At 48.2% G+C, this 22,787-nt stretch carries 27 protein-coding genes; 15 read left to right on the top strand and 12 right to left on the bottom strand.

All coding sequences use genetic code 11. From position 1 onward, the window contains the following. Nucleotides 1-2 precede the first annotated feature (2 nt). Genes argH through IPP66_08480 form a run of 3 tightly spaced genes read right to left on the bottom strand, consistent with a single transcriptional unit; the run spans nucleotide 3 to nucleotide 3,095 of the window. A complete protein-coding gene (gene argH / locus IPP66_08490) occupies nucleotides 3-1,367 on the bottom strand; it encodes an argininosuccinate lyase (GenBank protein MBK9925319.1) in 1,365 nt (454 codons plus the stop codon). Nucleotide 1,368: 1 nt separating this feature from the next. Then, on the bottom strand, nucleotides 1,369-1,812 hold the full coding sequence (locus IPP66_08485) for a GNAT family N-acetyltransferase (GenBank protein MBK9925318.1): 444 nt from the start codon (nucleotides 1,810-1,812) through the stop codon (nucleotides 1,369-1,371). 11 nt (nucleotides 1,813-1,823) lie between these two features. Beyond that, entirely contained in the window at nucleotides 1,824-3,095 is a 1,272-nt protein-coding gene (locus IPP66_08480; protein ID MBK9925317.1) for an argininosuccinate synthase, read from the bottom strand. Between the two features lie 387 nt (nucleotides 3,096-3,482). Between IPP66_08480 and IPP66_08475 the strand changes: the two genes are divergently transcribed. Continuing rightward, complete coding sequence (locus tag IPP66_08475; protein MBK9925316.1) at nucleotides 3,483-4,211, top strand: hypothetical protein; 729 nt, start codon at nucleotides 3,483-3,485, stop codon at nucleotides 4,209-4,211. 61 nt (nucleotides 4,212-4,272) lie between these two features. Here the strand turns inward: IPP66_08475 and hisE are convergent, their stop codons facing one another. The 9 genes from hisE to hisG form a co-directional block, all read right to left on the bottom strand. Beyond that, complete coding sequence (hisE, locus tag IPP66_08470; protein ID MBK9925315.1) at nucleotides 4,273-4,551, bottom strand: phosphoribosyl-ATP diphosphatase; 279 nt, start codon at nucleotides 4,549-4,551, stop codon at nucleotides 4,273-4,275. 86 nt (nucleotides 4,552-4,637) lie between these two features. Beyond that, nucleotides 4,638-4,970: a phosphoribosyl-AMP cyclohydrolase gene (hisI, locus tag IPP66_08465; GenBank protein MBK9925314.1), complete on the bottom strand. Its 333-nt coding sequence runs from the start codon at nucleotides 4,968-4,970 to the stop codon at nucleotides 4,638-4,640. 37 nt (nucleotides 4,971-5,007) lie between these two features. Beyond that, nucleotides 5,008-5,763, bottom strand: a complete 756-nt coding sequence (gene hisF, locus IPP66_08460) for an imidazole glycerol phosphate synthase subunit HisF (protein ID MBK9925313.1) — start codon at nucleotides 5,761-5,763, stop codon at nucleotides 5,008-5,010. A 77-nt stretch (nucleotides 5,764-5,840) separates the two neighbouring features. Beyond that, nucleotides 5,841-6,557, bottom strand: coding sequence for a 1-(5-phosphoribosyl)-5-[(5-phosphoribosylamino)methylideneamino]imidazole-4-carboxamide isomerase (hisA, locus tag IPP66_08455; protein ID MBK9925312.1), 717 nt, complete (start codon nucleotides 6,555-6,557; stop codon nucleotides 5,841-5,843). After that, complete coding sequence (gene hisH, locus IPP66_08450; protein MBK9925311.1) at nucleotides 6,554-7,168, bottom strand: imidazole glycerol phosphate synthase subunit HisH; 615 nt, start codon at nucleotides 7,166-7,168, stop codon at nucleotides 6,554-6,556. The genes hisA and hisH overlap by 4 nt, the downstream gene beginning before the upstream one ends. A 73-nt stretch (nucleotides 7,169-7,241) precedes the next feature. After that, nucleotides 7,242-7,829, bottom strand: a complete 588-nt coding sequence (gene hisB / locus IPP66_08445) for an imidazoleglycerol-phosphate dehydratase HisB (protein ID MBK9925310.1) — start codon at nucleotides 7,827-7,829, stop codon at nucleotides 7,242-7,244. A gap of 105 nt (nucleotides 7,830-7,934) precedes the next feature. Next, a complete protein-coding gene (gene hisC, locus IPP66_08440; protein ID MBK9925309.1) occupies nucleotides 7,935-9,062 on the bottom strand; it encodes a histidinol-phosphate transaminase in 1,128 nt (375 codons plus the stop codon). 54 nt (nucleotides 9,063-9,116) lie between these two features. Then, nucleotides 9,117-10,511, bottom strand: coding sequence for a histidinol dehydrogenase (gene hisD, locus IPP66_08435; GenBank protein ID MBK9925308.1), 1,395 nt, complete (start codon nucleotides 10,509-10,511; stop codon nucleotides 9,117-9,119). A gap of 2 nt (nucleotides 10,512-10,513) precedes the next feature. Next, entirely contained in the window at nucleotides 10,514-11,512 is a 999-nt protein-coding gene (gene hisG, locus IPP66_08430; protein ID MBK9925307.1) for an ATP phosphoribosyltransferase, read from the bottom strand. Nucleotides 11,513-11,987: 475 nt separating this feature from the next. Here hisG and IPP66_08425 point away from each other — a divergent pair, with 475 nt between their 5' ends. The 14 genes from IPP66_08425 (at nucleotide 11,988) to IPP66_08360 (ending at nucleotide 22,651) form a co-directional block, all read left to right on the top strand. Next, nucleotides 11,988-12,956, top strand: coding sequence for a hypothetical protein (locus IPP66_08425; protein ID MBK9925306.1), 969 nt, complete (start codon nucleotides 11,988-11,990; stop codon nucleotides 12,954-12,956). 155 nt (nucleotides 12,957-13,111) lie between these two features. Then, nucleotides 13,112-13,477 carry a hypothetical protein gene (locus IPP66_08420; GenBank protein MBK9925305.1) on the top strand — a complete coding sequence of 122 codons (366 nt, stop codon included), beginning with the start codon at nucleotides 13,112-13,114 and terminating at the stop codon, nucleotides 13,475-13,477. Between the two features lie 251 nt (nucleotides 13,478-13,728). Beyond that, nucleotides 13,729-14,511 (top strand): sulfite exporter TauE/SafE family protein, encoded by a 783-nt coding sequence (locus IPP66_08415; protein ID MBK9925304.1) that lies wholly within the window; start codon nucleotides 13,729-13,731, stop codon nucleotides 14,509-14,511. 88 nt (nucleotides 14,512-14,599) lie between these two features. Next, nucleotides 14,600-15,385 (top strand): alpha/beta hydrolase, encoded by a 786-nt coding sequence (locus IPP66_08410; protein ID MBK9925303.1) that lies wholly within the window; start codon nucleotides 14,600-14,602, stop codon nucleotides 15,383-15,385. 94 nt (nucleotides 15,386-15,479) lie between these two features. Beyond that, nucleotides 15,480-16,001 carry a DinB family protein gene (locus IPP66_08405; GenBank protein ID MBK9925302.1) on the top strand — a complete coding sequence of 174 codons (522 nt, stop codon included), beginning with the start codon at nucleotides 15,480-15,482 and terminating at the stop codon, nucleotides 15,999-16,001. Between the two features lie 170 nt (nucleotides 16,002-16,171). Beyond that, complete coding sequence (locus IPP66_08400) at nucleotides 16,172-16,654, top strand: DinB family protein (protein ID MBK9925301.1); 483 nt, start codon at nucleotides 16,172-16,174, stop codon at nucleotides 16,652-16,654. Nucleotides 16,655-16,733: 79 nt separating this feature from the next. Continuing rightward, complete coding sequence (locus IPP66_08395; GenBank protein MBK9925300.1) at nucleotides 16,734-17,504, top strand: enoyl-CoA hydratase/isomerase family protein; 771 nt, start codon at nucleotides 16,734-16,736, stop codon at nucleotides 17,502-17,504. 56 nt (nucleotides 17,505-17,560) lie between these two features. Beyond that, a complete protein-coding gene (locus IPP66_08390) occupies nucleotides 17,561-18,103 on the top strand; it encodes a dihydrofolate reductase family protein (GenBank protein ID MBK9925299.1) in 543 nt (180 codons plus the stop codon). Between the two features lie 142 nt (nucleotides 18,104-18,245). Then, on the top strand, nucleotides 18,246-18,734 hold the full coding sequence (locus tag IPP66_08385) for a DUF1579 domain-containing protein (GenBank protein MBK9925298.1): 489 nt from the start codon (nucleotides 18,246-18,248) through the stop codon (nucleotides 18,732-18,734). 91 nt (nucleotides 18,735-18,825) lie between these two features. Then, nucleotides 18,826-19,215 carry a VOC family protein gene (locus tag IPP66_08380; protein MBK9925297.1) on the top strand — a complete coding sequence of 130 codons (390 nt, stop codon included), beginning with the start codon at nucleotides 18,826-18,828 and terminating at the stop codon, nucleotides 19,213-19,215. Nucleotides 19,216-19,355: 140 nt separating this feature from the next. Continuing rightward, entirely contained in the window at nucleotides 19,356-19,778 is a 423-nt protein-coding gene (locus tag IPP66_08375; GenBank protein MBK9925296.1) for a DUF1801 domain-containing protein, read from the top strand. Nucleotides 19,779-19,793: 15 nt separating this feature from the next. Next, on the top strand, nucleotides 19,794-20,306 hold the full coding sequence (locus IPP66_08370) for a GyrI-like domain-containing protein (GenBank protein MBK9925295.1): 513 nt from the start codon (nucleotides 19,794-19,796) through the stop codon (nucleotides 20,304-20,306). A 249-nt stretch (nucleotides 20,307-20,555) separates the two neighbouring features. Next, on the top strand, nucleotides 20,556-21,221 hold the full coding sequence (locus IPP66_08365; protein ID MBK9925294.1) for a hypothetical protein: 666 nt from the start codon (nucleotides 20,556-20,558) through the stop codon (nucleotides 21,219-21,221). 149 nt (nucleotides 21,222-21,370) lie between these two features. After that, complete coding sequence (locus IPP66_08360) at nucleotides 21,371-22,651, top strand: hypothetical protein (protein MBK9925293.1); 1,281 nt, start codon at nucleotides 21,371-21,373, stop codon at nucleotides 22,649-22,651. Nucleotides 22,652-22,787 lie beyond the last annotated feature (136 nt).

Here is a 22,787-nt window from a genome sequence, read left to right as displayed (position 1 = left end):
TATTAAACTCCTTTGATCTTTTCTATTTGTATTTTTACGGATTGGAGACTCGTGCCGCCAATCGCGTTTCTCTTATTAATGGAACTCATCGGGTCGAACACTTGATACACATCCGCTTCAAAGGCTGGACAGAGAGCCTGATACGCTTCGAGTGGCAGTTCATCCATCCCAACCTTCTTCTCCCCCGCCAAGCGGACAGCTTTCCCTGCAATCACATGCGTCTCTCTGAACGGAATACCTTTATTCACTAAATAATCTGCCAAGTCAGTCGCCATCATGAACGAGTCAATTGCATTTCTCATGCGTTCAGGTTTAGGAGTGATCGTCCGCAAAGCACCGGCAATGACGGGCAATATCGCAAGCAACGTATCCGTCGCCTGAAACACAGCCGCTTTATCTTCCTGCAAATCCTTATCGTACGTAGATGGCAACCCTTTGAGCGTGGCAAGCAGACCAGTCAACAAACCGATCATTGTGCCAGCTTTACCGCGCGTCAACTCGAACACATCAGCGTTCTTCTTCTGCGGCATCAGACTGGAGCCTGTTGAGTAGGCATCCGACAGTTCGAAGAACCCGAACTCAGCGCTGGTATACAGAACGATCTGCTCTGCCAATTTGCTCAAATGGATATTGATCATCGAAGCGCAGAACAGGAACTCAGCGGCAAAGTCTCTGTCAGAAACACCATCAAGGCTGTTCTGCGAAATATCCGCAAAGCCAAGCGCATCAGCCATTGCAATACGATCTACGTTGACAGGTGTCCCTGCCAAGGCACCGCTGCCAAGAGGCATAACGGAAACACGTGAAATTAAGTTCACGAGACGGGCATGGTCGCGTTGCAGAGGCCAGTAATGACTCAGCCACCAATGGGCCAGCAAGATGGGCTGTCCGCGTTGGAGGTGGGTGTAACCGGGCATGGGAGCCTCACCTGCTTTTTCGGCCTGCTCCACAATAGCGGACTGTAAATCTTTCAACACAGAATCAAGGGCGGGGATCGCGCTCAACATCCACAAGCGGAAGTCGGTGGCGACCTGATCGTTGCGGCTTCTGCCTGTATGAAGTTTGCCAGCCGCTTCACCGATCAACTCTGTGAGGCGTCGTTCGACGGCAGTGTGAATGTCCTCGTCGGCGGGTAGGAAGTGAAACTCTCCCGAAGAAAATTCTTTTCGGACGGTAGCAAGCCCGGTCAAGATCGAGGCGTGCTCTTTATCCGAAAGAATGCCCGCTTTGCGAATCGCATCAGCCCAAGCAATGCTTCCGTCCACATCTTGAATCGCCATACGCTGATCAACAGATAATGAAGCGTTGAGGTCAAAGGCGAGTTGGTCGGGCTGTTGGGCGAAGCGTCCGCCCCAAAGTGTCGTCATGTCAGGCTCCTTGTGGCAGTTTCGCGTTCGGCGTGATCTCAAGCGTCAGGGCATAATCAGCATAGCCCATCGCGTGCCAGAATGCAACCGCTGGAATATTTTTTACAAGAACAGAAACGGTCCAGCGTTTATTGTGTGACCAGAAATCTGTAAACAATTTTCGCATCGCTTGTGAACCGATGCCCGTATGCCGTTGATGACGCGCCACGAAGAACTGTCGTAAATAAATTTCATCATTGGTTTCACGGAACAAGGCATAGGCAACTGAGACATTCTGCGCCTCAAAAATAACAGACTGATATTCACCAGAGGCCAGCCACCCACGCATGCGCTCTTCGAGTTGTTCGATGGTCATGGGGTTGCTGTGTCCTTCATCCTGAATCAACTGATGATTCCACTCAGCCAGCAGGGAACAATCATTCAGGGATGCAAAACGTGAATTCAGAGCTACGGTCATTAGTCTCTCTTGAAGCGTGAGTAATCGGGTTTGGGCATGTTCATGCCAGAGACGGGCAGGCCGTTCAACGCGCGGACCTTGAGGCTGAGTCCATACAAACGGATGAAACCTTCGGCGTGGCTTTGATCGTATACATCTTCCTGACCAAAGGTGGCAAAGTCTTCGCGATAGAGGCTGAACTTGGATTTGCGACCAGCGGAGATGATATTGCCTTTGTAGAGTTTGAGTCGCACCGTACCAGTGACAGGACCTTGTGTGGAATTGACGAAAGCATCGAGGGCTTCGCGCAGAGGTGTGAACCAAAGACCGTTGTAAGTCAGTTCGGCATATTTCAATGCGGCCATTTGTTTGAAGCTCATGGTCTCGTGATCGAGGACGAGCGCTTCCAATTCGCGATGGGCATAGAGCAGGATCGTGCCGCCCGGGGTTTCATAGACACCATGTGACTTCATGCCCACGAGACGATTCTCGACGAGGTCCACGCGCCCGATGCCGTGCGCGCCACCGATAGCGTTCAACTTGGTGATGATCTTGGCAGGCGAAAGTTTTTCTCCGTTCACAGCAACGGGGATACCAGTCTCATATTCGATCTCAACGTATTCGCCTTGTTCGGGAGCGTTCTCGGGCGAAGTGGAGAGTTGGTACATGGTCTCTTCGGGTTCGTTCCAGGGATCTTCGAGCAGGCCGCCTTCATGAGAAAGATGCCAAAGATTTGAATCGCGGGAATAAATGGATTTAATGGTGGCGGTCACAGGGACGTTGTGCTTGGCAGCGTACGCGATCGCGTCTTCGCGGGAACGGATATCCCATTCGCGCCAGGGAGCAATAATTTTGAGGCGTGGATCGAGCGCCATGACAGTCAATTCAAAACGGACTTGATCGTTCCCTTTGCCTGTAGCGCCGTGCGAAATGGCATCGGCACCGACTTTGTGAGCAACCTCCACCATGTGTTTGGCGATCAGTGGACGTGCAACGGATGTACCTAATAAATACTTGTGTTCATACATAGCCCCCGCTTTCAACATGGGAAAAAGGTATTCGGAAGCAAATTCTTCCTTCATATCGTGAATAATGCATTCGCTCGCGCCACTATTGAGTGCTTTTTGCTCCAGCCCACGCAGATCTTCATCGCCCTGCCCCACGTCTGCACAAAAACAGACGACTTCACAACCGTAGTTTTCCTTCAACCACGGTACAATCACGGATGTGTCGAGGCCGCCTGAATAGGCGAGTACGACTTTCTTCACTTGCGGTTTCGGTTTCGGATTCATTTCCTTGCTCCTTTTGATGTATGTTCTCCTTCATCCTAACCCTTTTCCAAAAGAAAAGGAACGGATGTGGAAAAATGGAAAATAAAAACAGCCCGCCGAGAAGGCGGGCTGTTTGTGTGGATTAGCGTAGTGCAGTGCGCGTTCGCATTTACTCCGTCATCCAAACTAAAAAGACCCAACCTTCTCGTTATGAGAAGTCGGCTTCGGACGACGTGTACGGCGCAATGCAACTATTGCAGACATGTTGGGCGAAATTCTACCTGAAATACAAAATGTGTCAATGATTTTGAAAAACTACCCTTGAATATTACCCAAACGGGTAATACAGGAATTGTTATGTTTTTTTTGTAGAAACGACTCTATAATATCTACTAAGGATAATTCATTGTGATCTGGGATGATTATTACAAACAGTATTTGAAAGCCAGTCGTGGCCCCCACCCCATGAAAGTGATAGAGCAATTTGTGCCTGCGGCTTTGCAAGCAATGGCGACACTTTCAACAGAGGATACTAGATGGCTCATAAAAGCTCTAAGTAATGTCAGAAAGAAATGGTTTGTCCAGCTTCTTTGTGAAAGGGTTGACACTCTCCCCGACGATTTTTTTATACCTCTGGTTCGGGCAGCAGTTTACGAAGAAGACCCAAGTTATAACCGTGATTTTGTAAATCCATGTATCAGGATATTTGGAAGAAGACGTGCAAGTGAGGCACTTCTTAACCTCGTCTCTACTGGCACTAATTACGAAAAGGCTGGCGCTATTAATGCTTTATATTGGGTATTAGGAGGAATCCCCAAGGGAGAAGATGATCTAAAGGATATTCGTGTTCGCAAACGATCTATATATTTACAAGAGTTCGTTTCCAACCGTAACATCGATGTTCGGAGAAGCCTTATTTCAAAATTGGTACTTGATTCGCAACAATACCCCGAACATCTTGCACCACTGGTAGGAGAAGCGATTCAAATTGCAAGAAAGCATCCTGACAGTTATATTCGGCATCGACTTCAGGTGGAATTAGGTGAGTCGAAGATATTAGAACCCTTACCACATCGAAAGAACGCAAAAAGGAATTCTTTACTTCGCAACTTGCTAGATTATTTTTCTCCCAAATGAAATAGATATCATGGATGCTCGTTTTTTAATACATCACGTGAATCGCTGAGATAGCCATCCGCTATTTCCGATGCCTCTTCTCCAATTCAGCGACCACATCAGCGGGAGTCAATCCACGCGCGGAGAGTAGAACAAGGGTGTGGAACGTGAGGTCCGCTACTTCTTCGATAAGACGTTGATCTTCTTGTGCCAATGCGGCAACAACGACCTCCGTCCCCTCCTCCCCCACTTTCTGCGCGATCTTCGGCAAGCCATCATTGAACAGACTTGTTGTATACGATTTCTCAGAGGGATTCTTTTTCCGATCTTCGATCACATCAAACAACCATTGAATATCCATTTTCAATTCTCCATAATTCAAAACCTGAACCACGGAGTCACGGAGACACTGAGTTTTAATTTCTCCGTGCCTTCGTGTCTCCGTGGTTAGAACTCTTTGCCCAACTCACGATAGAAGCAGGTTCTTTCGCCAGTATGACATGCAGGCCCAGCGGGATTAACCAACACCAACAACGTATCCGCGTCACAATCCACGCGGACTTCGACAACTTTTTGAGTATTCCCTGAAGTCGCGCCTTTGTGCCACAGCTCGCCTCGGCTGCGTGACCAGAACACTGTCTCGCCTGTTTCGACGGTCAACCGCAGGGACTCGGCGTTCATCCACGCCATCATCAACACTTCTTTTGTCTCTGCATCCTGCACAATGGCAGGGACAAGTCCGTTGGCGTCATATTTAATCTCAGAGTTTGATACTTTCATATTTTCTCCAACGTTTGAACGTTCAAACGTTACAACGTTATAACCGAACCGGTACACCCTGACTCTGCAATTCCTGCTTCAAGTCCGCGATCTTCAACTTCCCATCATGGAACAATGATGCTGCCAGCGCCGCATCAGCATTACCTTTGGTAAGGACTTCTGTAAAGTGCGACATTGTCCCTGCACCGCCTGAAGCGATGACAGGCACAGACACCATGTCAGAGATGATGCGCGTCAACTCAATATCATAACCTGCGAGCGTACCGTCCGCATCCATGCTTGTGAGCAGGATCTCACCTGCACCCAACTCCACGCCACGGACTGCCCATTCGACCGCATCGATGCCCGTCGGAGTCCGCCCGCCAGCGACATAGACTTCCCAACTGGAACCTTTCCTGCGTGCGTCAATTGCCAAAACGATGCACTGTGCACCAAAACGGGATGCGCCTTCAGAAATTACCTCAGGTCGCTTCACCGCCGCCGAGTTGACGCTGACCTTGTCCGCGCCAGCAAGCAGGAGATTCCGCATATCGTCCACTTCACGGATTCCACCACCGACAGCAAGAGGCATGAATACAGTCTCAGCAACTCGGCTCACTAACTCAAGAGTTGTCTTGCGTCCTTCATGTGTGGCGGAAATATCGAGGAAGACCAACTCGTCCGCGCCTTGTTCATCGTAAAGTCGCGCCTGCTCCACAGGATCACCTGCATCGCGCAGATTCACAAAGTTTACGCCTTTTACTACACGTCCATCTTTGATATCCAAACAAGGAATGATTCGTTTTGCTAACATAAAGACTCCAATCGTTCGAAGGTTGCAGGTTGGAACGTTTACACGTTAAGAGCACAAACCTTCCAACGTTTCAACCTTTAAACTTGCAACGCTTTTTCTAACTCAACCGTCCCATCATACAACGCGCGACCAATGATCGAACCTGCAAGCCCAGCCTCTTTCGCCGCAATGACATCGTCAATCGTATGCACGCCGCCTGAAGCGATAACATCGAGTCCGCTCACTTCAGCCAACTCGCGCGTGGACGGAATGTTCAACCCGCTACCCAAACCGTCGCGGCTGACATCTGTAAAGATAACAGTACGCAGGCCCAAAGTCCGCATTTGAAGCGCAAGGTCGGTAGCCTTCACGCCGCTGTTATCTTTCCATCCCCGCGTGCGGACGAGTCCATCACGCGCATCGATCCCCACAGCAATTCGTTCTGCACCGAATCGAGTCAACGCATCCGCAACCACGTCGGGGTGTTCGATCGCAATCGTCCCGAGTATTGCGCGCGTCACGCCTAATTCCAACACATCCGCAATCGCGTCGAGCGAACGCATCCCGCCGCCAAACTGCACACGCGCACCACACTTCAAAATCGATTCGAGCGCTTTGCGGTTCGCATTATCGCCTTCGCCGAACGCGCCATCGAGGTTCACCACATGCAGCCACTGCGCGCCCGCATCGAGCCAACGACGCGCCGTTTCGGCAGGGTCATCGCTGTACGATGTCATCCGCGCGGGGTCGCCTTCTTTCAATCGCACCACTTTGCCGCCGCGCAAGTCAATCGCGGGATAGATCGTGAAGCTCATGCCGCCTCCACAAAATTTTTCAATATCTGCAAACCCACCGCCTGACTCTTTTCAGGATGGAACTGCACGCCAAACACATTTTCACGTCTCACCGAACACGCATATCGAATGCCGTAATCCACTTCGGCAATCACATCTGTGTGATCGCTCGCCTGACAGTAATACGAGTGATTGAAATAGACATACGCCCCATCATTCACCTGACGAAACAACAGCGCGTCTTTCTTAACTCGAACTTGATTCCACCCCGTATGCGGAACCTTCACTGATAGCGAATCAGCAAACCGCACGACTGTGCCTTTCAACAGCCCCAAGCCTTCGTGCTCGCCCATCTCTTCGCCGATCTCGAACAAGGCTTGCATCCCAACGCAGATTCCCAACATCGGCACATTTCGTTCGACAATTTGCTTTACAGCTGTATCGAGTCCTTTCGCCTTCATGCCCGACATAAAATCACCGAACGCACCCACACCAGGCAACACAACCTTCTTCGCCGATAAAACTTTACCCGGGTCGTCAGTTCTTTCCACCTTCGCACCGACAGATTCCAACGCCTTTTGCACCGAGCGGAGGTTGCCTGTGCCTGCGTCAATCAAGATAATATCTTTCATAAATACTCCAATCCTTGACCATAAACCGTGGACGATAGACGATGGTCAACGGTCTATGGTCTATCGTCCCGTTTTACAATGTTCCTTTTGTAGACGGTATGCTTCCTCCACGTCTCGGGTCAAACTGCGTTGCCGCATCTAGTGCACGTGCCCAGGCTTTGAACAATGCCTCGGCTTGGTGATGGTCATCACGCCCATATAACACGCGAGCATGGAGATTACATCGTGAAGTCACAGCAAACGACTCAAAGAAATGTGGAAACAACGTGGTCGGGATGTTTCCCACATACGGCGTATGCCAGTCTGCTTGAATCACCGCATACGGACGACCTGACAGGTCAATCGCCACGTGTGCCAATGTTTCATCCATCGGTGCGAAGCAATCTCCCATGCGGACAATTCCCTTGCGGTCGCCCAATGCCTTATCGAAGGCTTGACCCAACGCCAGCGCCACATCTTCCACTGTATGGTGAACGTCAATGTGCAAATCGCCTTGTGCTTTGACGGTGAGGTCGAACAGTCCATGCACGGCGAGGTGGGTCAGCATGTGATCAAGAAAGCCAACGCCTGTGGAAATCTCGTGTTTGCCCGTGCCATCCAAATCCAGTTTAATCTCGATCTGTGTTTCGTTTGTTTGTCTTGATATTTCTGCGGTTCGCATATTTTCTCCTTAATTATTCCGTCCTGAGCGGAGTGGCGCGTGATCTTCGCGCCACGTAGTCGAAGGACAGTTACAAGACTAACTTCTTTCCAGTCTACGCTTCGACTACGTTCGGACGGTAGAACTGTCCTCACTCCGCTCAGCGAGGAATTTCAACGCTTCCAACAACTTATCCGTATCCTGCGGACGTCCCACACTGATGCGGATGCAATCCTTCAACCCTGACTTATTGAAATAGCGAATAAAGATCCCATGTTTCTCAGCCAAATCCTTTTTGAGTTGCACGGCATCCTTGTCAACGACTCGGCACAAGATAAAGTTCGAGCGGGTGGGATAGGGTTTCAAGTACGGAATATCGTGCAGGTCTTCATACAACCGTTCACGCTCGGTCTTCAACAAGTCAACGTACTTCTTCAACTCATCTTTATGTTCCAGTGAAACCTGCGCTGCGACACTTGCGGCCACGTTGACGTTATACGGCTGTTTCGATTTCCATAACGTGGGCATGAGCCATTTAGGGAAGGCACCATATCCAACACGCAAGCCTGCCAACCCCGCCCATTTGCTGAATGTGCGTAACACAATCAAATTCTCACGTGCAGGCACTTCGCGGATGCGACTTAACTTTGCACCCAGGGCATCATCAGCAAATTCAATATAGGCTTCGTCGAGCACGATCATGGTCGGCAAGGATAATAACTCATCCATTGTCTCAGGAGGGATTACAGAGCCATCGGGGTTGTTGGGCGATGTGATGAAGAATAATTTCGGCTGATACGTTTCTACTGCTTTACAGATGGCGTCCATGTCCAGCGAAAAATCTGGGTTGCGCGGAACTTCGATCACGCGTGCGGCATTGAGTTCGCCGTCGAACGAGTACATACCAAACGTGGGCGGACAGGACAAGAGACAATCCTCTGGCTCAAGGAAGACACGCATGAGTAGGTCGATCAATTCGTCTGCGCCTTGCCCTGCCATGAGATATTCCTCGTCCACGCCGGTGAACTTCGCCAGGGACTTACGCAACGTGCGACTTTCAGGGTCGGGATAGATGTGAGGGAATTCCATGTTTGCCAAAGTTTCACGGACAACAGGCAACGGGCCGTATGGATTTTCGTTCGCATCCAGTTTGATGATCTCGGAGGGAGCGCGACCGATCCGTTCGGAGAGGACTTCGAAGGGTTCGATGGGAGTGTATGGAGGTAGGGATTCGAGGTGTTTACGGATTTTCATGATTGTTCCTGACCATGGACAATGGACGGTGGACGATGAAAGGTCTTCGATGGTCTACCGTCCATTGTCCATCGTCCGCATTAAAGCCGCATTGGCATGTGCATCCAATCCTTCGGACTGGGCGAGGGTGGCGGCAATAGGACCTACCTCTTGCGCCGTCTTTCCATCAAGTGCAACAAGACTGACGATTTTCACAAAGTCCCACACATTGAGCGGAGAGGCAAATCGCGCAGAGCCGCCTGTCGGCATGACGTGGCTGGGACCTGCGAGGTAATCTCCCAATACTTCAAAGGAGTGCTCGCCCATGAAGACACCGCCTGCATTGGTCACTTTTTCGACCCAGCGCCACGGTTCACTGACAGACAAGCCCAAGTGTTCAGGGGCGTATTCGTTAGCAATTTGAATGGCTTCGTCAAGGTCACGAGTGAGCACAGCGCCGCCACGGTTTTCAAGCGACGCAACGATGATGTCGGCACGTCCGCGGTCTTCGATCTGTTTGGAGACTTCGGCTTGGACTTTTTCAATTAAGGTTTGCGAGGGAGTGAGGAGAATGGCAGATGCTAAGAGATCATGTTCGGCTTGGGCAAGCAGATCCGCCGCGACCCAACTGGGGTTGGCAGAGTCATCAGCAATGACAACTGTCTCAGTTGGGCCAGCGAGTCCGTCAATGCCAACGACGCCATAGACTTGTCGCTTGGCGAGGGTGACGAATAAGTTACCAGGGCCGAAGATCTTGTCAACAGGGCGGATGGTTTCGGTGCCGTAAGCCAATGCGGCAATTGCCTGCGCCCCACCAAAGGGATAGACCTCGTCCACGCCAGCGACGGCGCAGGCGGCAAGAATGATCGGGGGAATAAATGAAGAATGCGGAATGTCGAATGATGAATTTTGATTCTGCACGCTTTGCGTGCCTTCTGCCTTCTGCATTTTCATTGGAGGAGTTACAACCGCAATTTCTTTAACGCCTGCTACTCTTGCAGGGATGGCGCTCATCAAGACTGTCGAAGGCAAGGGAGCAGTGCCGCCAGGAACGTATAAACCCACACGTTGAATCGGACGGATGATCTGCCCGAGCGTGCCGCCAAGTTCATTGGTGAACCATGAGGTCAGCGGTTGTTTTTTGTGGAAGGCTTCCACGCGGGCGGCGGCTTTTTCGAGCGCATCACGTTCGGCAGGTGAGATGGACTCTAATGCAGATTGGATCAGTTCTTTCGAAACGGGAGCAGGCTTTCGGTCGATCGAATCGAGGCGCTTTGTCCAGTTTTGCAGCGCGGAGTCTCCGTTGGTCCGCACGTCTTTCAAGATGCGTGTCACGGCTGCTTCGGCGGTTAATCTTTCACCGAAAAGTTTTTCGATGTTATCCATCACGCGTTCGCTCACGGGGAATTCATCGGGCGGCGTGCGTTTCAAAATCGTTTGTCTTGCGGTTTGTGGGTCGAGCTGTTTCATGGTTATCCTTTCAGCGCGGCAAGCATGGCATTGTAGCGCGGGGGTTCTTCTTCGAAAATATATTTGACAGGCGAGACGATGATGCCACTGCCGCCGATGGAGCGCAGTTCGGTGATGGCACGCGGAAGATGATCGCGACGCACAATGACTGTGACCGAGTGCCAGCCTTGATTCGCTTCGCGCGTGACGATGGGGCTGATGGTGGGACCTTGCAAGCCGCCGACCGATGTTTGCGTGAAGAGTTTCTCTGCTATCGCTTCGGGGCTGGACCCGCGCATGTTGGCGATCACGAGGAGATTTTCCTCAGCCCTGAGATGCGCTTCGATGTATTCGAGCAAACGGCGCGCCATTTCGAGAATTTCAGGTTTCTCTTTCAGGTTCTTGCGATTCGCAATGAGCGCGGACTGCGATGCCTGGATAAGTCCATCGGGCAATGCACGTAGACGATTATCTTTTAGCGTTTGCCCCGAGGAGACGAGGTCCGAGATGATGTCGGCGTATCCAATGGTCGGCGCGGTTTCGAGTGTGCCTTCTGCATAGATGAGTGTGTGCGGAATATCATGCTTTGCGAGGAAACGTTCCGTGAGGACAGGGAACTTGGTCGCCACACGCAATGGATGGCTCAATGTAGTGGAATGTTTTTTGAGCGATGGAATGTCGGTGACATCATCCCATGCTTCAGGGACGGCCAGTTTGAGCGAGCAATGACCGTAGCCAAGCGTATCGTGCAGAACGATGATGTCGCCGTTCTCGCCGCGCTTCTCTTCGAGCACATCAATGCCCGTGATGCCAAAATCTACAGAGCCTTGGCGCACACTGACAACGATATCGCCCGGGCGCTGGAAGATGATTCCCAGTTCAGGCAATGAGGGGACTTCCGCTTCGTATTGGCGCGGGTTGGGCTTATGGACGGAGAGTCCGCAGGCGGCGAGGAAATCGAGCGAGTCGTCTTGCAGACGTCCTTTCGAGGGGAGAGAGAGTCGAATTGCTGGTTGATTCATAAAAATTCCTTTTCAAGAGATTGACGATGGATGATAGACCATAGACGATAGACCGTTGACCATGTTGCAACCATTGTCCATCGTCTATGGTCCATGGTCTGTTTGCAATTGATACAAAAAATCCCCGACGCAGGGTCGGGGACTGATGAGACAAATTACGAGTTCCTGTTAGTGGATCACAGGTACGCGCACAGACGCCTCCCGACCTTGCGGGGGTTGTGTATGATGGTGGTGGTGATGCGCGTACAGGTTCATGTTGGGGGCTATTGTATGGGCTGGCGGGGAATGAGTCAAGGGGAGGTTGTGTTTTTGTTAGGGTAGTTCTATAATATCAGACATAGGGAATTGCTCGCTAATAATCAAAAACCAAAAACAATTTTGCCAAATAGCATACCAAGACAGATATTTACACATCACAATAGACAAATACTGGTTGTTCCAAAAAGCTTATAAATCTGCAAAAGGAGTCAGGAACATGGAAATAAGGGATATTATTAACTATGCAGGCTTTATCGTCGGCATCTTGGGCATATTACTTAGTATTTATTTATACAAAAAAGGAATAGAGTCTAAAGATCCCCGGTGTTATTACAAAACCTTTAAAAATATTTCAAAGCTTTCCGACGAAAAAGACACAAAGATTAAGATTACTTACGGACAAGAAGAAGTTACAAGAATCTTTACAACTTATGTCTGGGTTTGGAATGGCGGTAGAAAACCAATAAACAAGACTGATATCCCCTCACAATCAAGTGTGAAAATAAATTTCTGTGACGAAGAGTTTACGCCAAAGATACTGGACTATAAAATCGTTAAAGTATCACGTCCAGAGATAAATTTTTCAGCTTTTCACAGTGGCGAGACTGCACTAGCCATTAGTTTTGATTTCTTAGACCAAGACGACGGTGCTGTTTTAGAAGTTCAACATACAGGTAGCTCAGATACCGAGCTACAATCTGAAGGGGTGATTCTAGGGGTTCCAGAAGGCTTAAAAATAATACGGACAACAACAGCAAAAAAATCTTTTTTTAGACGCGCAATACTGCGCATTAATTCATTGCTCGACTATAGAAAGAGTCCGAAATCTTTCTATACATTTTCAACAATAACAATTGCGATAATGATTGGAATGTTTGGATATATGCTATATGACATAAACTACAATCCCCGTATATCAACTACTACTGTAAAGTTTGAAGAAGCGTTGCAGTCAGAGTTTCCACAGGCAAGCGAACAAAACGTAATTAATATCAAAGAAAAAATTATTAGTAAAAACAATGTAATCGCAAATCTTTTGGCCGTTTTTATTATGGCGGGTTATGTAATAGTGTTTATAGGCATGTTTGTTTATATCGCGCGAAAAGACATAATAATGCCCCATCCAAAGTCTCTTAGTCTAAGCGATGATTTGCTAAAGTTCATCAAGGACAAAGAAACGAGTTAACCAAGCTCGTTATTTTACATATTTCATAGGGAATCGTCGATCTCATGTCCTTGCCATCTGAACAATGGTCCATCAGTATCATCGCCTCGTTGGCGGTGGAATTACCAAAACAGAATCTAACCAGCGATCAATTTTGCCATGTATAATACGCACCTATGCCTGTAAACTGGATCGAACACAAAGAAAAAAGAATTATCTTCATCAACGCCGCCAATTTGATGGACGATCATGTGTCTTTAATAGCCAAACTGGAAACATTGGTTTCACTATTACAGCCAGAGCCTAAAAAATCTATTTTGGCCATGGCTGACCTGCGTAACACACACCTCACCAACACGGCATTGATCGGGCTGATGAGAAACGCCATCCGCGCGGCGCCCTATTTTCGCAAAAGCGCACTGATCATTGAAGCAAACCCAGCCCAGAAGATTCTTCTAGATTCATTTAGTTACGTCATTCCACACCCGCCGAAAAGGTTTAGCGACATCGACGAGGCAAAAGAGTGGCTGGTTAGTGAATAACAAATTGTGTACGCAAGGTGGGATTGATTCTTCGTTTCCAAAACAACTCCATAGATCTCTTGCATACGTGAAGAGTTCGGTCACCCTCAATTTTTTTGAACCACGGAGACACGGAAACACTGAGAAAAACTTTGAAAATCTCCGTGACTCTGTGCCTCCGTGGTTAAGGCCGAGGCTTTTGCAAGAAATCTAATAAACACCGGCCTTCACTTCCTCCCCATCTTCCAAATTTTGGAGACTGCGCTAAATTTATGTCCTTAACCCCTGAACAATGGATGATCGGCATCCTCGCCGCGCTGACGGTCGGCATCACCAAAACGGGATTGCCCGGCATCGGCATCCTAGTCGTCCCATTGATGGCGCTTGTGTTTGGTGGGCGGTTGTCCGTGGGCGCAACACTTCCCTTGCTGATCTTTGGCGATGTCTTCGCCGTGCTGTGGTACCGTCAACATGCACGTTGGGATAACTTGCGCAGTCTGCTTCCGTGGGTGATCGTCGGCATTGTCATTGGTGTTGGATTGTTGTGGTACACCGGGGCACAAGGCGGGCGCGTGGACTGGTTGAACATCATCATCGGTGTTTTGGTGTTGGCAATGATGGCCGTCAGTTTGGCACGCAAGCATTGGGGGGACAAACTCATACCCACGTCACAGGCAGGACTCGTATCCACTGGCGTGCTGGCAGGCTTCTCCACAGCCGTATCCAATGCGGCAGGTCCCATCATGACGATCTATCTCAGCGGTATGATGAGACTTTCGAAGAATGAGTTCATGGGGACGTCCGCCTGGTATTTCTTCATCTTTAATCTGACCAAGCTCCCGCTCTATGCGTTCCTCAGTCTGGTTCTGCCTACGAATCCCATGGTCAACGCGACGACCCTGCTCTTTGACCTAGTCATGTTGCCCGTCATTATCATTGGTGCATTTATTGGGAAGTGGTTGTTGCCGCGCATCTCAGAAAGTCTATTCAATAACGTTGTGATGATCCTTGCCAGCCTCGCGGCGTTGAAGTTGATCCTCGATCAGATTCTTTAATCCATCCCCAACTATTATTGTATTTCTGTTGAGGCAGACCTATAATCTGTATCAACATTCATAGTTTGGTAATCACAAGGAGTGCAACATGCATCGGTTCAGCATCATCATTATCATTGCCATATTATTTATAAACGGATGTGCCCCAGCAACGGAAGTACCACCTCCCACTTCGACGGCACTCCCTACATTGACCGCCACCACCGTACCGACCATAACTGCCACGCAAACACCTCGCATGACGTTAACGCCTCGTCCCACACTGACGGCCACGAAGCCACCCAGCCTGACGATGACGCCGTTAGCTGAGGGGCGGGTTATCATCAAAGAGACCGACGGCCTGCCCGTCACTGGGACTGCCTATGGACATGGGGAAACGGCTGTGATCCTTGCCAGCGTGGGAGGTATGAGTGAGTCACAATGGGCCGTCTTTGCCAAATTTCTCGCTGAAAATGATTTCACCGTCCTGGCGATCAGTTCGCCCGATAGCCAGGGAGACACGGCTGTGTTGGTGAAACAGGCCATTGAATTCCTGCGGAACAATGGATACCGCCGCATTGTCTGCGCGGGAGCAAGTAATGGGGCCAGTGGATGCGCATTCAACTTAAAGTATCCAGAGATCACAGGCCTTCTCTTAATCACCTATCATGGTGCCGCCAACCTCTCCAAAGTTACATTGCCCAAACTCTTTATTGCTGGTGAAGAGGCGAACCCCTGGAGAGAAACGACAGAGGCGGGCTTCAATGCGGCAGGTGAACCAAAGTCATTGATCATTGTTCCAGACACACTGGGAAATGGACCGTCCCTATTGGAAATGGACCAGGATATCAAGATGCAGGTGTTGGACTTTTTGAAGAAATGCAATGGTCTCTGAAATACCATCGCATCCACCTGCGAATTCTTATCCACGATAAACACTGATTGTCTTCCCTGTATCTACATGTTATTCCCTTAACGGAGACGCTACGATGAAAGTTGATGAAATCAAACTACTGTACGATTACAATGACTGGGCTGACACACGCCTCCTGACAACTTGCGCCAAAGTGAGCCCGGAGCAATACGCCGCCCCGAACCCCTATGGGCATGGAAGTTTGCGCGCCACGATGGTCCACATACTGGATAACATCTGGCAACAGCGGATCACGCTTCAAGGGTATTATCAGGAACCTTTGGCAAACGATGCGGCGTACGATGCAACTGAGCTTCACGAAGATGCCATTCCGACCTTCGCCGCGTTGCAAGAGCGCTGGATGGTAGAACAACAGGAGATGCGTGCCTATCTCAACACATTGACCGATGAAACGTTGAACAGCACAATCCGTTATGTCATCCCCGGCGCGATACGCGAACGTTTTGTGTGGCACATCCTTATCGATCTCATCATCCATGCCACACAACACCGCAGTGAAGCCGCCATGTTGTTGACCAGTTATGGTCAATCGCCGGGCAATTTCGATTTCACCACGGCCCTCAATAAGAATGCTTAAGCAAAAATCCTGATCTTTTCTTAGCGAGTGTTTCTTAAGTCTTGAATTTCGTTCTTTTGTACACGGATTTCACGGAACATACGGAAAAAGACAATTTTTTAAAGCTCTTTTTCGTGGCATCCGTGTCCAAAAAAGAAGTTAAGAAACAGTCTCTTAGAGGTATATGCTCCATGTCCAAGTCGCTACTCACTATCGAACAGATTCTCGATCTGCTGACAAAGCATCCGATACAAATCGCCGAATACACCGCGGACTTGAAATCGGATCAATTACACACGTCTCCAGAGCAAGGTGAGTGGTCCATCAATGACATACTCGCGCATCTGCGTTCCTGTTCCGATGTGTGGGGCAACGCCATGGAAACGATCATCGCGCACGACCAGCCAACCATCAAGGCGATCAGCCCACGAACATGGATCAAACAAGCGGACTATCCTGAACAGCCATTTCGAACATCCTTGCAGGCTTTCACCAAACAGCGGACAAAACTTTTAGCCGCCTTGAACGCTTTGCCCCACAAAAGCTGGTCCCGTTCAGCGACTGTGACAGGCGCGGGGAAGCCACTCAACTCAACCGTGTTCTCGTATGCGAGGCGACTTGTCCTCCATGAGCGAAGTCATGTAAACCAGATCAAGCATATAGCGGATGCGTAATAGTATCCTCACGGACCAACCCATCCCCACCGATGATCATATCGACGTAGTTCTAAAATGGAATCCATAGGAGGTTCTCATGCCGTTTTTACGAACAGACTTGAATGCGAACGTATTGACTCTCACCGTGGATCGCCCCAAAGCGAACGCGTATAACCTCGAACTGATCGGTGAGTTGCAATCCGCTTTCAGGCAAGCCGCAGAGGACAAGCAAGTGCGTGTGGTGGTGCTGACAGGCAGTGGACATATCTTCGGGGCTGGGCAGGATATCACAGAGATGAGAACCGAGGGCGAGTCGATCTCATATCGCGAGCATTTGCTCAAGACCTACAATCCGCTCATTTTGCAGATCCGCCAGATCGAAAAACCAGTCATCGCCGCCGTCAATGGGATGTGTGCGGGCGCGTCGTTGGGAATCGCCCTCGCCTGTGATCTGCGCATCGCGGCGGATACAGCCCGATTCGTGGTGGGATTCGGCGGCATTGCGCTCATCCCCGACTCGGCAGTGACGGTATTACTGCCTGCGTTGATCGGTCTGGGTCGCGCCATGGAATATTATCTTTCCAATGCGCAGATCACCGCACAACAGGCAATAGATTGGGGCATGGTGAATCAAGTTATTCCATTCGATGACCTTCACAAAACAATTCATGAAGTAGCGCGCGCCATGACGAAAGCACCCATCGGCGCGTTTGGGCTGACAAAGCGTGCCTTCAACAAAGCCATGTTGCCAAACCTGGAAGATGTACTTGATTACGAGGGGCACATTCAGGAAATCGCAGGCAAGAGCGCAGAGCATAAAGAAGGCGTTGCCGCATTCATCGAAAAACGGCCGCCCAAATTTTTATAAATACTTAACCACCGATTGTCCTATTTTCAAGGAGCAAAATAATGTCGGACCAACCCATGAGAAAAGTTGTTTTTGCGATCAACATCACGATAGACGGCTACTGTGGACATGAAACGGGGATCGCCGATGACGAATTGCATGAGTACTTCACTGGGCTCTTGCGCGAGACAGGCGTTGACATTTTCGGACGCAACACTTACAACTTGATGTATCCATATTGGCACGATGTCGCAGTGAACGGATCGGAATCAAAAGCGATCAACGAATTCGCCCGCATATACGATGCCATGCCGAAGATCGTCTTTTCAACGACGTTGAAGAGCGTAGAGTGGAACAACACGATGCTCCTTCACGGCAATCTGCGAGAAGAGATCATGAAGTTAAAAGGACAGCCAGGGAAAAATATTGCCATTGGCAGCCTGAGCATCGCATCGCAAGTTGCAGAATGGGATCTGATCGACGAGTATCACTTTGTCGTTCACCCCATTATTGCGGGAAGAGGTCCGCGCTTGTTCGGAGCGGTCAAGGATCGCACGTTGAAACTTATCGGGCAAAAAACGTTTGGTTCGGGAGTTGTGGCGTTACATTATAAGAAGTGAAAGATTTTATATAACCACCGATTGTCCTGTTCCCAGAAAAACAGTTCCTTTTAATAATATTGTGTAATCTCTGAGATATAAGACTTAATCTTGAGTCTTACACACACAATTCGCCCACATATTTATGCAGTTTAGGAGAATTATGCTTCTTTCATTAGAAAATAACGCACCATCGGACTTCGACTTTGAAATCGGCACCTGGTCTGTGAAGCACCGCAAACTAAAGGAAAGGCTGAACAACTGCAACGAATGGATTGAATTCGACGGTTTGTCGTGCACTCAAAAAATACTTGGCGGCTTTGGTAATATCGAAGACAATCAACTCTTCCTGCCAGACGGACAGGTTCGGGCGATTGCGCTTCGTTCCTACAATTCAGACAATGGACTTTGGTCAATCTGGTGGCTGGACGGAAGGTTTCCTCACGCCATTGACACACCTGTTGTTGGACGCTTCTCAGACGGGGTTGGCATATTTCTTGCCGATGATGTTCTTCGGGGTGTCGCGATCAAAGTACGCTTTACCTGGTCCGTTTTGTCACCTGATCACCTACGATGGGAACAGGCATTCTCGCCAGACAATGGCAGCACTTGGGAAACAAACTGGTCGATGGAGTTCATCCGTCAAGGCTAATAACCCCTAACCACCGATTGTTGTATTTTCATCCAAACCTCGTTGTCCTTTTGTTCAGCTGGTCCTATAATTTTGGATATTAGAGTTTATGATCAACATCGAACATATTGCCTTTTGGGTATATGACCTGGATGCGTTCTGTGCTTTTTATGAGCACAATTTTGGCGCTTCCGTTGGTCCCTTGTACGAAAACCCAGCCAATGGTTTTCGTTCCCGCTTTCTATCATTCTCAACGGGTGCGCGGATCGAAGCGATGACAACCACCACCCTGTCACCCATTCAACTGCCCGATGGTGCCCAGCGAATGGGACTTACGCACATAGCCGTTTCTCTCGGATCTGAATCTGCCGTGGATAAACTAACAGCGGAGTTAAAAGCCCAGGGTGTACCAGTGCTTGACGGTCCGCGCCGAACCGGTGACGGTTACTACGAAAGCGTGATCCTCGACCCCGAAGGGAATCGCTTAGAGCTTACCGTCTAGGTCACCAAACATCATCCCCACATGAGCAATCCACAACCAGCGACTGTTCCATCGCCATCAAAACGGTCTGCAAAATTTGACGGGCGAAACATATATAATTGTGACATCGCTTAGGACATACCCAAGATTTGGAGGTTGACGTGGCAAAAGCTGAACTCAAGACCAAGGTGAACAAAGCTAGTGTGACAAAGCTCCTCAACAGTGTCGCGGACGAGGTGAAACGGAATGACTGTTTCGAGATCCTCAAGATGATGAAACAGGTCACCAAAGAGGAGCCGAAGATGTGGGGTGCGACCATCGTGGGCTTTGGCAGTTATCACTACAAAGGCAAAAGCGGACGCGAAGGCGACTGGATGTTGACGGGTTTCTCGCCCCGCAAACAAAGCCTGACCTTATACATGATGGGCGGTTTTGATGAACACACCGACCTGCTTAAAAAACTTGGAAAGCACACCACCAGCGTAGGATGTTTATACATCAAGAAACTGGACGATGTGGATAAGAAGGTCTTGAAACAGTTGGTGACCGCATCTGTTAAGAGAATGAAACAACTTAGCAAGTAATCTGGTGAATCACAGATGAAAACCTTACAATTTCCACCAGAAATAGGCGCCCGAGGAATCGACCAGCGCGCCGCGAAGCAGTATGTTGGTCTTCGAATCATTACCCCTTTCGAAGGCATGTTTGCCCAGACAGACAAGCTCTTTAAAGAACTGCGTCAGTGGGTCAATGCACAAGGTTTAGCGGACCAAGGTCCATATTTTCTTCGATACCATGTCATTGACATGAAAGGGTTGATGGATGTGGAAGCTGGATTTGTGGTGACATCACAGCAGGCAGGAGACGAGCGTGTGAAAAGCGGAGTCCTTCCTGCTGGACGTTATGCACACCTCACCTATTCACGATATGCACTGCGGGGAAATCAGGCATTGTTGACATGGATAAAAGAGCAGAAACTGGAAACAGATCGAGAAGACACATCAAAGGGCGACGCGTTTGCCTGCCGCTACGAAGCATATCTTACAGATTATCGAACGGAACCCAGAAAGAAAAATTGGCAGGTTGACCTGGCAATCCGATTGCGAGATTGAGCAAGGCAGACAACATATTTGAATGAGTGGCGTGTTGAGTTTCCAAAGATAGTCTTGTTCGAGAAGGGTCTGGGCTTCTCTCCTTTAGGAGAGACGGGAGAGAGGTCATCCCCCTCCGTTGTCTTTTTCTTCCCCTCGTTCTATAATGCTGGAAACGAGGGAACTACGTAACCTATAAACTAGATAATCTAAAGATAGCAATTAGATGAGTCCTTGCTCATTAAGTAGGCACAGTAATAGGAGGCAAAAATGAAAGATTTAGGATTTGGTCTCGTCGAACAAAGAACTGTAATTGTTGTTCTAATGACAGCAACCTTGTGTCATATCCTTGGTCTGACTTTCCCATTACACACAGACAATATTTTGTTGGCTTTCATCGATTTAATCTTTCTTACAGGTTATATATACCTAGTAAGATCAATTATTCGTTTTCCTTTTGCGTTTGGCGCTGGAGTTTGGAAAGCTGCTAAACAAGATGAGGAAGTTCTTGAACGTTGCAGTGAAAGCACGCAGAGGTTCTATCTGAAAACAAAAGATAAGTATAGTTTTGCAGGACGCATTATCGTCTTCATAATGACACTAATAGACCAAAGCATATGGAAGGGTTATTTGGGGTTCATTGATAGGCTTAGCTTAATTGCCATTACTGTTTTAGTCACAATACCGACGATAGGGCAAAGTCTAATGACAATTGGTGGGAGTATCGGGGTTTTCACTATGCTATTAATTTACTTGATTGGTGGGACTTTCAGTTTCATTGTAGAAGACGCACTAAAGAAAAGTGCTGATGAACATACTCGGGAGCAAAAAGAATTACAATATGCAGCAAGACATCCTAATATAAATATACCAAGTTTCCCAAGCACCATATATACAAAACCAGAACCACCTGATTATTCAGGTGGAGGATACTAAGCTTAAGCTGTAATTCTTCAAAACAATCCAGCCTCGTGACCAGTTCCCATCTCCTTCAGGAGAGGGGCTAGGGGTGAGGTCAATTGTTATGTTTTCGTTTGTGTAGCTCTATAATGTTTGAAATATAGATAGGATAAGGATAAAGATTAATGGACTTGCCAATCATGGATAGCGCAACATATGAAGGAATTAGCGTTGCACATCTAGTCGCGTTTCGAATACTTAGCGTAGAAGAGATTCGAGACATTGGACATAGAGATCAAGCTTTTTTTGATCGTCTGGTTCGAGTAGTAAGCCGAGTCCATTTTACTGATTATTTGCGCTTTAAAGCACCGTCAAGTTTAGTTACTACAGATATTGACGACGCGCTAGAAGGGTTTCATAGGAATGACCTTGAACTTTATTTACTCTGTACATGTCTAGATACATTAGCTGGAAAAGACAATTTTATTGATTTTCCTGGGTGGGCTCGAACTTCTAAAGGGGTTTATTCTGGCGTCAAGGAAAGAGATAGTTTTCTCAATGAACTTTTCGACTCCTTGAAAACTTTCAACAAAGATATTTATCTTTCGATAATAGAAGGATTAATAGGTATATATAGCAAATATTATGGAGTAATCAAAAACATACATAACCTTGTACAAAGCCTCCCCGAATACCTTAAACTTGAAATCGTCAACGCCTACACCATTCATAAAGTAAACAGCGCCCCAGATTCGTGGAGTAGCAAAAATAACGAACAGAAATTGAAGGTTATTCTCGATTATTTACTTGATTGTCGACGTCATCAATACACACATTCAGCAAAAACTGTACCGACCTTTGGTGAAATTCGTCTTATGCGTAAAGCGCTAGTAGATGGTTTGCTTGACACACCTAATTTTGAAGCAAAGGAAATAGAATGGAAAGGCTCTGAATTTAGCATAACTTGCCACTATGGCGAAGAAGCCTTTTTGCTTCGAGAAATAATTTTTGCTTGTATTGCATTTTCGCTAGGGATTCTTGATAAAGAGTGGAGTTCGCGCTATCGCAAAGCAGAGAAACAACGCAAGATATTATGGGCTCTGATCTACGAGATAGACTACAACCTTAAGGTCATACAGTTTCACTTGAAAGCGCTAACTGAAAACTTTGTAATATTAGAAAGTAACACTTCCCCTCACTTCAGAGTAAACGTAGCTAAAATGATTCTTAGTGGCATGGGTGAAACAAATCTAATTGCATATATCCCAAGACTAAATGACTATATTGAATTGGCTGCCAAGTTCAACAAAATGATAGATGAAACAAAGGAAATAGACAAAGCTCAACTTGCCGAGTCTGAATTTCGATGGTTAATTCCTATGCTTCGGAACTATTGCGATAATTTGATGCATGACTATCCCGAGTGGGTTTATAACAAAAACTATGTTTATGATTTTTCAATATGATTTTTTACGGTTTACATATCGAATCACTCTGAATTTGTTACGCTGAGACAAACCACTATCCTCCCCCAAAATGACTCTGTAAACTTCGATACCGTAAGGCTTCAGTCCGCCAAAACAAGCCATACAAAAAGACCTG

It is taken from the genome of Candidatus Defluviilinea proxima, from assembly GCA_016721115.1.
Lineage (GTDB): Bacteria > Chloroflexota > Anaerolineae > Anaerolineales > Villigracilaceae > Defluviilinea > Defluviilinea proxima.
The sequence above is the reverse complement of the archived record's forward strand: the minus strand, read 5'-3'. Positions and strand labels throughout refer to the sequence as shown.